We start from the raw sequence: 15,501 nt of genomic DNA, 5'->3' as shown, positions 1-15,501 counted from the left end.
TCTACTGTTTTCCGCAGATTCCCTTATAATTGCACACCTTACAATTGTCAGGATATTCGGTTTGTGAAAATGGTACCCGAGGATCAAAAAGTATTTTAAGCTTCTCTCTTAACTCTGTAATATATTCCTGCTCAACTATTTTTAGCGTTAGTTTTTCATTTCTTGTTGCTGTGCCTTTTTTTAATGCATAGTCGGGAGATGTAAATATCTTTTTGATCCAAACAACACCCGGAATAAAACTTTTACCTTCTGGTGATTGGTTTTGTAAGATGTAGCTGTACAGCAGGGTTTGGAATATTGCCTTTTTGTTTTTGTGTTTTGATTCCATAAACAGCTCATCAACCTCTGCAAAAAAGTCTTCTCCCGATCCGGTTTTGTAATCAATTACCCTTATCTGGTTTTCCTTTTCATCCAGGCGGTCAATGGTTCCGCCAATGTTTACTTTATTGTTGGCGTCAATTGCTATAAATGATTTAACCTTTTTTTCAAGTCCGATAAGCTTGAACGGAGCATGTTTTTTTTCAACAACCAGAAACTGTTGTATGTATTTGATTATAATGTCATAGATCAAGGCATTTTTCCCCTGAATATCAGTAAAGTCGCTGTGATTTAATTGTGTGCTGAAATATTTGTTAAAACTGGATTGTAAGGCTTCGTTTATTTTCTTTTTATCGTTGGCAATTTTTAATATGTCTTCAGGTAATACTTCTTTGTTTATAAAAGGTTTATATAGTTCCTCTACGGTTTCATGAAACAGGGTTCCAAATATCCTGGGGTCAATTTCTTCTGTTATCTCGTCCGGCTCCGAGGCGTTTAAAATGTATTTGTAATAGAACCTTATCGGGCATTCAAAATAGGTGCTTAAAGCACTGGGCGATAGTTTCCTTTCTCCATTGTTTAAATACTGTTTCAAAATCCCCATTACTTTTTCATCTTTGTTTACAAAATAAGTTTTTGGTGTAGAGATGTTGATGTGGTCAACAGCTGTTGAAAGACTTAGTTTTTCCGGGGGATATTCGTATTTTAACTGAAACAGGAAGCGACTCATTTCTCCGGTTTGCATTCCCTGGGCCGATGAATTGTAGAGCAACAGAACATTTTTTGCGCGGTGAATCAGCCTGTAAAAATAGTAGGCAAATATGGAATCCTGATGTTCTATGGTTGGTAGTTTAAATGCGTTTCGTAATGTATAGGGGATTAATGAATTGGTGGCGCCGGATTGAGGAAAGGTCCCTTCATTCATGTTCAGGATAATCAGGTTTTCAAAGTCCAGTCCCCGTGTCTCCAAAATCCCCATAAGTTGCAGTCCTTTAAGGGGTTCTCCACTAAAGGGGATGCTTTTAAGGTCGGCTGCACGCTTAAAAAGCTTAATCCAGGTATCGATTTGTATATCAATGTTTAATTTGTTGATTAAATCAGAAAGTTGGGTTACCGACAAATAGAGTTGGTAAATAAACTCCTTTTCAATTACCATGCTGTTATCCTCATCTGCAATCTTTGTGTGGATCAGGTAAAGCAAGTCGCTTAGGTACTCCGAAAAATCCTTACAGTTATCCAGATTCCGGAAAATAGAAATTAGTAATTTGCTTTTTTGTAATTCGTTTGCTTCAATGTAGGTTTTATTTTGCCGCGTAATGTTCTTTACCAACTCTTTATTTAGGTCTCCAGCAAGCGGTTCAAGGTACTGGTGCGTTAATATGGGTAGTACATTTCTAAAATAAAACCAGGTTTTACCGGCCTTGGTTTTTCTGCTGTTTTTTTGCAAGTCGAAAATAAGTTCAAGTAGCCCATAAGCAGGGGTGTTTTTGATGGGATACCCCATCGTGATGTTTACTTTTCCCACTTCCAGGGGAATGGCATGAAGGGTAGGTAAAAGCAAACTCTCATCGGTTAGTATTATAGCGTCTTTAAGTGCCGAATCAACACCTTTTGTTTTGGTTGAGGATTTGTCTGCAGAATTCTTTTGCAAAAAATCATTGACAATCTGTGTTTGGGCAGTATCTGAGGCTACAGATGTAATTTTGATGTTAGGGAGATTTTGGTTTCCAGCTAAATGCCAGTCGTTTGGAGGAGGGAAGTTGATTAGGTTTTCCTCTATAAACCTGATAGCTTCATGTTTTTTGGGATTTTCAAACGGGTTTTTGCTCCAGGGAGCCTTTGATAATAGCCATTCAGGCGTATCCCAAATAAAATCTGCTTTGTTGGCAATCTGCAGGTGGTTGAAGAGCTTTTTTTCGCATTCGTTCAGTGCGTTAAAGGCTACAAAAATGGTTTTGGGATACTTTATATTTAATGGTGTTTTGTTTATGATGTTTTGGGCAATGCGTTTATATACTGCGCCTTCGTATGTAATGTTTTTCTCTTTTAGTTTTTGATTGAAAGAGGTGTACAGATCAAATAACCGTTCCCATATCTTAACAAACTCCTGTTGATGTTCGGATAGCTTGTGGGGATTAAAACTGTGCCAAAAGCTTTGTATGGTTTCTATCTGGTCCTGGGTTAAGAAACTATAATCATCTTCAATTTCTTTAATGGAAAGCAGGTTTGAATAAACTTGCCTGGCATCGGCCATATATTTATCGATGTCATCAAAATCATTTAGTATGATTTCTCCCCAGGGCAGAAACTCATCAAAACTGGTTCCTGTTTTGTATATCTCCTCATAAGCCTGGTAAAGCTCAAAAACAAGAGTGATTTTATCTGCAATCTGATGTTCTGAAAATTCCTGGATAAACTCATTAATGGTTAGCGTAGCGGGTGCCCATAAAGGTTTTTGGGTGAGTTTGCTTAGGTGTTGCTGAAAAAATAATCCGGCCCTTCTTCCGGGAAATACAAAACAAAAATCAGAGATGTTGGTTTGATATTTATCAAAGTAATATTGAGCCAGTTGTTGAAGAAAAATAGTCATTAGATAATATTGATTGAAACTAAGTGTACAAAAGTAAAATAAACAAACAAAAATAAGAGGGATGCAAATAAGATTTGTAGGGGAAACTTTACAGTATTTTTTTAATATATTGCATTGATGTAAGTATCTCTGGCCTGTGTAATTTAGGAATTGATCAGGCTGAAAAGGAATAATAAATCTATGGAAGAATTTTCATTTGTTGGGAATAGTGAAATTGAAGCTATTGAACAGCTCTATCAAAGCTATTTGGAAGACCCGGAATCAGTGGACAAAAGTTATCAGCTATTTTTTAAAGGATTTGATTTTGCCCGTAAGAATTATGATTCGCCACTTCAAACAGGTGTGGCTAAGGAATTTAATGTGGCTAATCTTATTCATGGCTATCGTCAGCGGGGACACTTGTTTACCAAAACCAACCCGGTAAGGCAACGCCGAAAGTATTTTCCTACTTTGGATATTGAAAATTTTGGACTGGAAAAGGCGGATCTGGAAACCGAGTTTGAAGCCGGGACAAAGCTGGGATTGGGAAAGGCTAAGTTGAAGGATATTATAGCCCACTTAAAACAAACCTATTGCGAATCTGTTGCTGTGGAATATCTGTATATTAGGCATCCTGAAGTTGTAGATTGGCTGATGTTCAAAATGGAATCTGATCGGAATACCCCGGATTTCTCTGAAGAAAAGAAAAAATGTATATACGACCAGCTCAATGTGGCCGCAGGTTTTGAAGGGTTTATCCATAAGAAATTTGTGGGGCAAAAGCGTTTTTCGCTCGAAGGTTCAGAGGTGATCATTCCGGGATTGCAAGCTTTAATTAATAAAGGTGCCGAACTGGGGGTAGAGGAAGTGATGATAGGCATGGCTCACCGTGGACGGTTGAATGTTTTGGCCAATGTGCTAAAAAAGCCCTACGAAAATATATTTAAGGAGTTTGTTGGCGACGAATACGCAGAGGGGATTTCCCTTGGTGATGTTAAATACCATCTGGGTTATCAAAACGATGTTACTACCCGTGAAGGGCATAAAGTAAGGGTAAACCTGGCTCCAAACCCATCGCACCTGGAAACAGTAGGTCCCATTATCGAAGGTATAACCCGGTCTAAAATCAACAATAAGTACGGCAACGATTACAATAAGGCCATTCCGGTTGTAATTCATGGAGATGCCGCTATCGCAGGCCAGGGCGTTGTTTATGAGGTGGTGCAAATGAGCCAGCTGCGGGGGTATAAAACCGGAGGAACCATACATATTGTTATCAATAATCAGGTTGGGTTTACCACCAACTATCTGGATGCCCGTTCCAGTACTTATTGCACTGATGTGGGTAAAGTTACGCGGAGCCCTGTTTTTCATGTGAATGGAGATGATGCTGAGGCAATGGTGTATGCCATTGAGCTGGCCGTTGAGTTCAGGCAAAAATTTAATGCGGATGTATTTATTGATGTGCTGGCATATCGTAAATATGGCCATAATGAGGGTGATGAACCGCGTTTTACCCAGCCTACTTTATATAAAGAGATTTCAAGGCATCCCAATGCCCGGGATATATATGGTAATAAGTTAATTGAAGAGAAAATATATACCAGAGAAGAGTTGGATGCTCTGCAAAGTGGCTTGGATGCTTATATGGAGGATCAACTGGAAACTTCAAAGAAGATTGATAAGGTTGTTATTCAGCGATTCCTGGAAGATGATTGGAAAGATTACAGGTATGCCGAACCCAAAGACTTTGTTTTGCCGGTAGAAACAAAAGTAAATAAGGAAACTTTGCTTAAATTGAGTAAAAGTATTACTGATTTACCCAATGACCTTCCATTCTTTAAAAAGGCGGTAAAGATAATGGATGACCGTAAAAAAATGGTTGAGGAGAACCGTCTGGATTGGGCTATGGGAGAATTGCTTGCCTATGCATCACTTGTTACTGAAGGAAGCCCTGTCAGGATTAGTGGGCAGGACAGTGTGCGGGGTACTTTTGCCCACCGTCATGCCGGATTGGTTATTCAGGATACAGAGAAATTGTATTTCCCATTGAAAAATATTTCTGATGATCAGGCTGTTTTTGATGTTTACAATTCCTCTTTGTCTGAATATGGGGTTATGGGCTATGAATATGGATATGCCCTGGCAACCCCAGGGGGATTAACCATCTGGGAGGCTCAGTTTGGAGATTTCTATAATGTGGCCCAGGTAATTATCGATCAGTATATTAGTTCTGCCGAAGAAAAATGGGGATTGATGAACGGTTTGGTTTTGTTTTTACCCCATGGATTTGAAGGGCAGGGACCTGAGCATTCCAGTGCGCGGATAGAGCGCTTCCTGTCTCTTGCAGCTAATAATAATATGCAAGTTGTGAATTGTACTACTCCGGCAAATTTCTTCCACTTGTTACGCAGGCAGGTAAAGCGCGATATCAGGATACCGTTAGTGGCATTTACGCCAAAGAGTTTGCTGCGCCATCCTAAATGTACCTCTGCACTTGCAGAGCTTTCGGAAGGCAGTTTTCAGGAAGTGATTGACGATAATAACGTAGATGTTGACCTGGTAAAAAGGGTGGTGTTTTGCTCTGGTAAAATATATTACGACCTCCTTGCCAGAAAAGAAGAACTGGAAGCACGGGATATTGCATTGGTTCGGATAGAACAACTGCATCCTTTCCCCAAAGAACAACTGCAACTTGTTTTGGATAGGTATAAAAATGCCCTATTGCATTTGTGGGTGCAGGAAGAGCCGGAAAATATGGGGGCGTGGAAGTATATCAGGGGTATGTTTAAAGGTGTGAGTTTGGTGCCCATCGCCCGTTTGGCAAGCGGTAGTCCTGCCACAGGTTTAAATGGATTGCATATGGTGGGGCAAAAGGAAATTATAGATAAGGTATTTAAAAAATGTCATTGTGAGCTTAAAAACAAATACTGTGGTTTGCAATGCGTTGAAGGAAAAGACAGACATGAAATATTGAAACAGCATAAGTATTTTTCTGAGAAATCCAGGTTTTCAATATAAAAATGATAAGAACAGATAAAAACAAACAAATATGATTATTGAAATAAAAGTTCCTTCACCCGGAGAATCTATTACCGAAGTAGAAATAGCCAGCTGGCTGGTTAATGATGGAGATGTTGTTTCAAAAGACCAGGAGTTGGCAGAGATTGAATCGGATAAAGCTACCTTGACACTGAATGCAGATAAGGCAGGGAAGATTAAAATAATGATTGATGCAGAACAGACCGTGGCAGTAGGGGCAATAGCTTGTACCATTGATACCTCTGTTGCACCAGCTGAAGAAGAAGTGAAACCAAAAGAAGAGGGTGTTGCAAAAGAGGCCAAAGTATCGGAAAAAGTAAAATCAACAGCTCCCAAAGAGGTTTCAAAGGAGCATGAAAATGTAAAGGTTTCTCCGGTAGCCCAAAATATGATGGAAGAGGAAGGGTGGACTATTGATGATGTAATTAATGGGCTTCACCGTATTTCCAAAAAGGAAATTAACGCCATTAAGGAATCAGCTCCGGCTGAAACACCATTATCATCATTTATGCCTGTAGAGGAGACTCCTGTAGAACGGGAGGTAAACAGGCAAAAAATGAGCTCTTTACGCAAAAAGTTGAGCAAGCGTTTGGTTGCAGTAAAGCAAGAAACTGCTATGTTAACTACATTTAATGAGGTTGATATGAGTCATATCATGTCTTTGCGCAAAAAGTATCAAAATCTTTTTGTTGAGAAGCATGGTGTGAAACTAGGTTTTATGTCTTTTTTCATCAAAGGTTCAGCCCTGGCCATGAAAAAGCATCCCATGGTAAACTCAATGATTGACGGAGAGGAAATAGTAACCCCTAATTTTGTGGATGTTTCAGTTGCCGTTCAAACACCCAAGGGATTGATGGTTCCGGTAATCAGAAATGCTGAATCCATGAGTCTTGCACAAATAGAAGCCACCTTGAAGCAATTGGCGGAGAAAGCAAGGACTGGTAAAATCGGTATTGACGAAATGACAGGAGGTACCTTTACGGTCACTAATGGTGGGGTATTTGGATCGATGCTTTCAACACCATTGATCAATCCGCCTCAATCGGCTATTTTGGGTATGCATAATATTGTTGAAAGGCCTGTTGCCGTTGCAGGTAAAGTTGAAATAAGACCAATCATGTATACCGCCCTGTCATACGATCATAGAATTATTGATGGTAAAGACTCTGTAGGGTTTTTAGTAACCCTGAAAAAAATGCTGGAGAACCCTCAACTCATGCTAACGGGAGGAGATGATCTGGAAAAGATAGTGTTGGGATTGTAAGACAAAAAAAAATCAGTAAACAGTGATTTTGGTAATGTCAAAACCATTGTTTACTGATATATTAAATTAACTACTAAATTTCTAATTGTTAACTGATCATTGTTAATTGATCATTGTTAATAAACCTCTTATCTTATCCTATCCATTGATTTAATCAAAGCCTCATCTTTACCAATTGCTCTTAAGGCTAAAAAGTTAAGGATAGCTCCGGCAATAGGAAACACCATGGTAACGCTGTATGATAAGCTTTGAGCATTTAATTCTTTTAAACCAACAGATCCGAAGTAATAAATCAATCCTGTTGTTCCAATTAACAAACCAATATTGGCCGCACATAACCTAATTTGTACCATTCTGTTCTTAAACAAAAAGATACTAATAAAAGATACTGCGGGTGTAAGAAATAATAATATGCTTAATGCAATGGTTGGTATACTTTTCGTTGATTCTGATGCATCAATGGCATTTATGCCTTTAAAGCTTAACGCGTAAATAGTTTCTGCAGTATATTCAATCTGAGATGTAAAAAACATCGAAAGTCCAAAAGCAAATGCAATCAATAAAAAAATAGTCTGTATCCTCTGTATCATAACAATAATTTTTGGCAAAAATATAAAGAATATTTTTATGGCATTTGTTTTTTTGGTTTTTATCCATAGAAATCACTTTAATCAGTTTTTGAAGAATCAGTTCCATAGTGTAGTCATGCTATAGATGTAACTGCTGGGGAGAGAAATCATTTTTTAGCCAGATTGAAGACATATAAAAGTCAGACCAAACTCACTAAACAGTGAGTTTGGTCTGAAGGGGATGTGAGTTATATGTGAGATAAATGTGAATATCTACCGTCTATGGTTCGCTTAGGATTTGAGGCTGCCTGATGCAAAGTTTATCATTATTCTGTTTTGTGTGATGTTTAAGTGCTTTTGTATAGCATATGTGAGCTTCCTTATAATTTTTGATTGCCATATAATAATCTCCCTTTGAATCGTACGGGATGTCAAATTTATTTGCATAATGTATTTAGGGTCTGTGGTATTTCTGAAAAAAATAATACCTTTCGTTTTAAATTGATTAACGTTTTTATAAAATGACCAGAAGAATAGAAGAATCTGAACTTATAATAAATAATGATGGAAGTGTGTTCCATTTACACCTAAAACCAGGCGAAATAGCCAATAAGATTATTTTGGTAGGAGACCCTGGCAGGGTAGAGGTAGTGGCCTCTTTTTTTGATGAAGTAGAACTGGAAAGGCACAACCGGGAATTTGTTAGTGTTACCGGTTTGTATAAGGGTAACAGAATATCCGTTGTGGCTACTGGTATTGGTACCGATAATATTGATATTGTATTAAACGAGCTGGATGCGCTGGTAAATGTTGATTTTGAAACCAGACAAGTAAAAGATGAACTAACTAGTTTAAGCCTGGTCAGGATAGGTACTTCCGGTTCTTTGCAGGAAGATATTCCCGTTGATAGTTGTTTGCTGAGTGAAAAAGCCATTGGTTTTGATGGTTTGTTGAATTTTTATGCCAATAGGAATGAGGTTGCTGACCTGGATTTTGAAGATAGCTTTAAAAATGCGCTGAACTGGAATCCCTTGTTAACATCGCCATACGTGGTTGATGCTTCCAGTGATCTGGTAAACAGGTTGTCAGAAAATGGATTTGTAAAAGGAGTTACTATTTCGGCTCCAGGTTTTTATGGCCCTCAGGGCAGGGTAATCCGTTTAGGATTGGCAGATGCCGATATTAACGAAAAAATAAGTAAATTTATACATGGTAATCACCGGGTTACAAATTATGAGATGGAGTGCTCGGCTATCTATGGACTTTCGAAGCTTTTCGGGCACAAAGCCGCTACGGTTTGTGCTATAATTGCCAATAGAAAAGCCGGAGAATATAGTAAGGATTATAAACCAGTTATAAAAGGTTTAATTAAGAAAGTGCTGGATAGTCTGGTTTAATCAAATTAAAACAGAACAAAGATTTGAGAGGATAATAATAGAGATAGGATTATGGATAGGGATAAGGTACATGCATTAATTTCATTGTTGGATGATCCTAATGAGATGATTTTTAATTCGGTAGAGGCTGCTCTGCTGAATGAAGAGGTGGATGTTATTGTTGAGTTGGAAAAGGCCTGGGAGGATTCAGAAAACGATGTGTTTCAGCGAAGGGTCGAAAATATTATCCATAACCTGCAGCTAAAGGATGTAAGGAGTCTTTTGGCCAAATGGGTAAAAGAAGGGGCTGAGAACCTGTTGTATGGTGCGTTTTTGGTGTCGAAGTATCAATATCCCGATTTGAGTTATGATGAGCTGAATCAAAAGATTGATTTTTTACGACGTGATGTATGGCTTGAGTTAAACGATCACTTAACTTCTATTGAAAAGGTCAGGATTATGAATCATTGCCTGTTTGATGTTCATAAATATGTCAGAAATAATTCAAATTTTTTCGCTCCCCAAAATTCATATATTAATGAAGTATTGAATTCCAAAAGGGGAAATCCCATATCTCTTTGTATAATTTATTCAGTTGTAGCCCAACGTCTTGGAATGCCTGTTTATGGGGTAAACCTTCCTAAGAACTTTATACTTTGTTACCTTGATGAGAATATGGTAGGGGAAGATGGGAAAAAAGAGGTTCTTTTTTACATTAATCCTGTAAATAAAGGTGCCGTACTGGGCAAAAGAGAGATTGAATATTTTGTGAAACAGCAGAAGCTTCAGTTTAAACCCGAATATTTTTTGCCTTGTTCAAATAAGGAAATTATAAAGCGGGTACTGAATAATTTGATGTATGCATACGAAAGTCAGGGTAATGACCTTAAGAAGAATGAGATACTGGATTTGATGAGGCTTTTTGTGTAAGGTTATCTTATTGCTTTTATTTGTTACCCGGTAAAATATCCTGTTATGATATGCCATGTATATGCAGGTTCAACAGGTTATCAGTATGCCATCACTCATTAATTTTTTATGGTTGTTTTATGACCATTGACCAATAACCCATATGAATTATTGATGTCTGGAATCTCAGGATTTGATCCAAATTTAATATCTTAGGATCGATTGTTTAGAAAAGTATTATGAATTTAAAAGAATTAAAGCCTTCGATAGTTTGGGAATATTTTGATGAAATATGCAAAGTTCCCCGACCTTCAAAAAAAGAAGAGAAAATCATAGAGTATTTAGTCGACTTTGCTCAAAAGCAGGGCCTTTTTTATAAAAAGGACGAGATAGGTAATGTGCTTATACATAAGCCGGCAACAGATGGATTGGATCATGTGGCCTCGGTTGTGTTGCAAAGCCATATCGATATGGTTTGTGAAAAGCATTCACATGTTAAGCATAACTTTGAAAAGGATGCCATTGTCGCTGTTGTTGAAGATGGTTGGGTAAAGGCAAAAGGTACTACTTTAGGTGCAGATGATGGCATTGGGATGGCTGCCCAGTTGGCATTGCTGGCTTCGGATGACATTGCCCACGGACCAATTGAGTGTTTGTTTACAGTTGATGAAGAAACCGGTTTGACCGGAGCATTTAACCTAAAAGATGGTTTTTTCAGAAGTAAGATTTTATTGAACCTGGATTCGGAAGATGATGGCGAATTGTTTATTGGATGCGCCGGAGGGATTGATACAGTTGCCCGTTTTGAGTTGGAAAAGGAAACTCCACCAGAGAGTTATTTTCCAATAAAAATAAGCATATCCGGTTTGAAAGGTGGGCATTCTGGTGATGATATCCATAAGGGACTAGGTAACGCAGTAAAAATTATGAATCGATTTCTGTGGCATGCAACTAAAGAGCATAGCTTAAGGGTTCATAGTTTTACCGGAGGAAATTTAAGGAATGCTATTGCCAGGGAAGCTTCGGCTATTGCCATGGTTCCTTCTGGAGAAAAGGAACCTGTAAGAGTTGCTTTTAATATATTTTATGATGAGGTTTGTTCAGAGCTGGAGGTAACAGAGCCTGGTTTAAAAATGCACCTGGAATCGTGTGATGCCCCTGAATACATATGGGATCCGGGCTTTCAGGAAAGATTTTTGAATGCCATATATGCCTGTCCGCATGGGGTAATGGAAATGAGTCGTAAAATAGAGGGGATGGTGGAAACTTCTACCAACCTGGCATCTGTCAAATTGGAGGAAGGGCAGATTGTGGTTTCTACGAGTCAGCGTAGTAGCATTGAAACGGCTAAATATGATATTTCAGCTATGGTGAAGAGCGTGTTTGAGCTGGCAGGTGGCAAGGTAAAACAAGGAGATGGTTATCCAGGATGGGCTCCAAATACAGATTCTGAAATTTTAAAGATTACCCGGGATTCGTATGAGGAGTTGTTTGGAGAAAAACCTGTGGTAAGAGCTATTCATGCCGGATTAGAATGTGGTTTGTTTTTAGAAAAATATCCCGGCTTGGATATGATTTCATTTGGTCCAACAATCAGGGGGGCACATTCTCCTGATGAAAGGATTGAAATAAGCACCGTGGATAAATTCTGGCTTCATTTGCTGGATGTGCTCAAAAGAGTGGCTAATGGGTAATGTTTTAGGGTTGTTGATTGATAGGTAATGGTTCGTTTGGTTTTAGATAAGAGGTAGGAGGCAGTAGATGAGAGATTTATTTAATGTTATCGTGAAAATTCCTAAAATAATCAATACTCTAATTGCTCCCACCTAATCTGGCAGCAGTCACAGAATTCTTCGCACAGTGCGGGGTGACGGTTCTTATATAGTTGTTTTAGTGTTTAAAAACAAGATAGGATTATGCAAAAACTAGTCATTATTACCGTAACAATTGTTTTGGGAGTTTTCCTCTCAATAAAACATGGCGAAAAACTATTTGATAAGCCAGTACCTCAAAATTCGATTTCAAAGGCCTATAACAATTATTGTCTGGGATGCCATAATGATAAAAAGTCATCTTTTGTAAATAGAATATGGCTGTTTGGCAATTCCCGGGAAGATGTGATCAAGAGTATAAAAAACGGCAGGGTTGCTCATGGGATGCCTTCTTTTAATGATGGGCTTAGTGATAAGGTTATTGAAGGGATGGCTGATTATATTCTGGGACTACAAAAAATGGTTCCTTTATCGGAGAAAGGGCATTTAGCAGGAGCTGATGGTATAGAACATAGCGAAGTCTTGAAGTTTAAAGTTGATACTGTGGTTTCCGGGCTGGATGTTCCCTGGGGGCTGGAATTTTTACCCAATGGAGATTTGTTAATTTCGGAAAGGAAAGGTGAGCTGCTGCGTTTTACAACAAGTGGTGTATTAAGTATGATAAAAGGGCTTCCTGCTATTAAAGCATCAGGACAGGGAGGTTTGCTTGACCTGGAATTGCATCCGGATTATGAAAATAATGGATGGTTATATTTTGCTTTTTCTTCACCCAATCGAGATGATGATAATTTAGCCAATACAGCAATTATGCGGGCCCGTCTTAAAGGAAATGAACTGGTTGATAAAGAGCTTGTCTTTAAAGCTTTCCCAGAAACAGAAAAAAGGCATCATTATGGGTGTAAACTTGAATTTGATAAGGAAGGATATTTGTATTTTTCAGTAGGTGACAGGGGAAACAGGGACAGGCATCCTCAGTATCTGGATAATGACTGTGGCAAAATTCATCGTATACATGATGATGGGAGCATTCCTGTTGATAATCCTTTTGTTCAAACAGATGGAGCGAGGCCTGGTATTTATTCTTATGGACATCGTAATCCTCAGGGGGTATGTATGCACCCTGAAACAGGATTGATCTGGACTGATGAGCATGGACCTAAAGGAGGGGATGAAATAAATGTAATAGAGGCAGGTAAAAATTATGGTTGGCCGGTTATTTCATTCGGTATAAATTATAATGGTACCGTTTTTACAACAGATACAGCAAAGGCTGGAATGGAACAGCCTTTGCATTATTGGGTCCCTTCAATAGCTCCGTGTGGGATGACTTTTGTAACCGGGGATAGGTATCCGGATTGGAAAAACAATATTCTTACCGGATCTCTGAGGTTTGAATATTTACATCGTTGTGTTTTAAAGGATAATAAAGTTGTTCATGAAGAAAAGCTTCTTCAGAATGTAGGGAGGGTCAGAAATGTAGAGATGAGTCCGGATGGTTTTATATATGTTGCCATTGAAAAGCCTGGCAAGATATTAAAGTTAACTCCTGTTGATTAATTATATGCGTTACATTGCTATAATTGTTTTACTTCAGATTAAAGTTGTTTGTTTGGGGCAGGTGTCACCCGATTCTATTATTTTAGATAGAACATCAAGGCATATTGATGTGGTTGATGTTAGGGCGAAAGTCAAGTTTACTTTGCCGGATTATTGGTCGGGTGATTATTCTGTGATGGATTCCCTGCAATTGCATTCGGGAAATTCCTATATGCTGTCGGAACAACTCAATAAAATCCCCGGCGTACAAATGCAGCAAGGAACCCTGAGTACTAATAGGATTACTATCCGGGGAATAGGGTCGAGAACGCCATATGAAACCAACAGGATAAAGGCCTATTGGGGAGATATTCCCCTGACAACAGGGGATGGGGTTACAGCAGTTGAGGATATAGGGTTCAATGATATTGCTTCTTTAAGAATTTTGAAAGGCCCTTCCTCTTCTTTGTATGGCGCCGGCTTAGGAGGTGTTCTTTTTATTAATCCATTTGTGGATGGTCCCCAAAATAAAGTTAGTGTTACTAGTGAAGCGGGTAGTTTTGGAACTGTCTCTGGTTTAATGGACTTAAATCTGGATATTAAAGGGGGTGGACTTTCCATAGGTTTGAGCTCTTTAAAATCAAGTGGGTACAGGGAAAATAGTAATTACAACAGGTATAATGCATCAGTAAAAGGAGAGGTTCGGCTGGGGAATAATTATCTGAGGTTCTTGTACAATTTTCGATATTTGAACGGACAGATACCCAGTTCTTTGAATGAAGAGGATTTTCGAGATAACCCCAAGGCTGCAGGGGGAACCTGGGGGATAATCAAAGGTTTTGAGGAAAGTAATCGCCATCTGTTAGGCATAGGAATTCAGTTTCCTTTAGAAAACAACAAATTCAATTCCCTTACTGTTTTTGGAACAGGTAATCAGCTTAAAGAAGTGAGGCCCTTTAATGAATTGGGAGAGGATATGTTTTCATTTGGAGTGAGGGACAAGTATTCATTTGTTGGCGAAAATTATAAGGTGGAGGGTGGTGTTGAGGCAATGAATGAGCTTAATACAGTCTCTTTGTATGAAGTTGATGGAGAAGCAAAAGGTTTGTTGTTATCCAGAAATAAATACAACAGATCATATTTTAATTTGTTTGGATTATTAGAACTGAAAAAGAATGCATTTTCTTTTCAGGCATCGGTAAACCTGAATAAAACCAACTATAAAATAACACCTGGAGAAGGTTTGGGAGATCGTTATAGTTATGATATAATTGTCTCTCCTGGAATAGGGGTAAGTTACAGCTTTTCAGAATCATCAAGTTTGTTAGCATCTTTAGGGCATGGATTTTCAGCTCCATCGTTATTGGAATCCCAAATGCCTGATGGTTCATTTAATTCCAACATTAAACCAGAACAAGGCGTTACCTGCGATGTAGGTTATCGCCATAAAGGATGGAACGATAGGTTGTTAATGGAATTGACTATTTATTATATGAAGATGAATAATTTGTTGGTTACCAAAAGAGAAAGTGAAGAAATCTTTTATGGAATCAATGCCGGGGAAACAAAACATGCAGGAGTGGAGGCAAGTGTTAATTACGATCTGGTTTCTTTATGTAATCAGAAGTCAGCTACTGTTTCGCTTTCTTATTTTGCCTCAGGTAATCGGTTTGAGCGTTTTGTGGATGATGGTGTTGATTTTAAGGGTAATAACTTGCCCGGAATACCCAATTATAATCTTTCGTTGGGTTTTAATGGCCAGTTGAAAGCTTTTAGCTTATTACTGGATTATAAAAGGGTGGGAAGCCAATATCTTGATGATGAGAACAGTTTAAAATATAGCGGTTTTGATAAATTGAGTGGAAAGGTGACTTTTTCGCTAGGTTGGCCGGGTGTAAAAACAATATTATATATGGGTGTGGATAATTTGTTTGATATATCTTATGCATCAATGGTATTGATAAATGCACCATCTTTTGGAGGCAGTAAACCGCGGTACTATTATCCGGGTCTGCCTTTAAATATTTATGGGGGAATAAAAATATCATTGTAAAAAAAAGCCTGCTTTCAAAAGAAAACAGGCTTTGAGTTTTTGTAATGCAATAATGATATTGAGTGCCATATAAATAATTTTATTGTTGGCACA

General features: G+C 38.3%; 9 protein-coding genes. 7 read left to right on the top strand and 2 right to left on the bottom strand.

Annotation, left to right across the window (positions count from 1 at the left end; genetic code table 11):
- Position 1: 1 nt before the first annotated feature.
- The gene (locus tag OM074_RS03665) at positions 2 to 2,908 is read right to left on the bottom strand and encodes a PD-(D/E)XK nuclease family protein (protein WP_301197931.1); all 2,907 of its coding nucleotides are present in this window, start codon (positions 2,906 to 2,908) and stop codon (positions 2 to 4) included.
- 180 nt (positions 2,909 to 3,088) lie between these two features.
- On the opposite strand from OM074_RS03665, the gene OM074_RS03660 reads away from it, so the two are divergent.
- Entirely contained in the window at positions 3,089 to 5,908 is a 2,820-nt protein-coding gene (locus tag OM074_RS03660; RefSeq protein WP_301197930.1) for a 2-oxoglutarate dehydrogenase E1 component, read from the top strand.
- Positions 5,909 to 5,939: 31 nt separating this feature from the next.
- Positions 5,940 to 7,193 carry a 2-oxoglutarate dehydrogenase complex dihydrolipoyllysine-residue succinyltransferase gene (odhB, locus tag OM074_RS03655; RefSeq protein ID WP_301197929.1) on the top strand — a complete coding sequence of 418 codons (1,254 nt, stop codon included), beginning with the start codon at positions 5,940 to 5,942 and terminating at the stop codon, positions 7,191 to 7,193.
- 128 nt (positions 7,194 to 7,321) lie between these two features.
- On the opposite strand, the gene OM074_RS03650 is transcribed toward odhB, so the two are convergent.
- A complete protein-coding gene (locus tag OM074_RS03650) occupies positions 7,322 to 7,783 on the bottom strand; it encodes a DUF4293 domain-containing protein (protein WP_301197928.1) in 462 nt (153 codons plus the stop codon).
- Between the two features lie 500 nt (positions 7,784 to 8,283).
- On the opposite strand from OM074_RS03650, the gene OM074_RS03645 reads away from it, so the two are divergent.
- The 5 genes from OM074_RS03645 (at position 8,284) to OM074_RS03625 (ending at position 15,408) form a co-directional block, all read left to right on the top strand.
- The gene (locus OM074_RS03645; protein ID WP_301197927.1) at positions 8,284 to 9,159 is read left to right on the top strand and encodes a nucleoside phosphorylase; all 876 of its coding nucleotides are present in this window, start codon (positions 8,284 to 8,286) and stop codon (positions 9,157 to 9,159) included.
- Between the two features lie 51 nt (positions 9,160 to 9,210).
- Entirely contained in the window at positions 9,211 to 10,068 is an 858-nt protein-coding gene (locus tag OM074_RS03640) for a transglutaminase-like domain-containing protein (RefSeq protein WP_301197926.1), read from the top strand.
- Between the two features lie 218 nt (positions 10,069 to 10,286).
- The gene (locus OM074_RS03635; RefSeq protein WP_301197925.1) at positions 10,287 to 11,741 is read left to right on the top strand and encodes an aminoacyl-histidine dipeptidase; all 1,455 of its coding nucleotides are present in this window, start codon (positions 10,287 to 10,289) and stop codon (positions 11,739 to 11,741) included.
- A gap of 222 nt (positions 11,742 to 11,963) precedes the next feature.
- Positions 11,964 to 13,376 carry a PQQ-dependent sugar dehydrogenase gene (locus OM074_RS03630; protein ID WP_301197924.1) on the top strand — a complete coding sequence of 471 codons (1,413 nt, stop codon included), beginning with the start codon at positions 11,964 to 11,966 and terminating at the stop codon, positions 13,374 to 13,376.
- Between the two features lie 4 nt (positions 13,377 to 13,380).
- Positions 13,381 to 15,408 (top strand): TonB-dependent receptor, encoded by a 2,028-nt coding sequence (locus OM074_RS03625; protein WP_301197922.1) that lies wholly within the window; start codon positions 13,381 to 13,383, stop codon positions 15,406 to 15,408.
- Positions 15,409 to 15,501: the final 93 nt, after the last annotated feature.

The sequence above is a fragment of the Plebeiibacterium marinum genome (assembly GCF_026013615.1).
Lineage (GTDB): Bacteria > Bacteroidota > Bacteroidia > Bacteroidales > Marinilabiliaceae > Saccharicrinis > Saccharicrinis marinus_A.
Note: the sequence above shows the minus strand (reverse complement) of the source record. Positions and strands in the feature narration are given on the sequence as shown.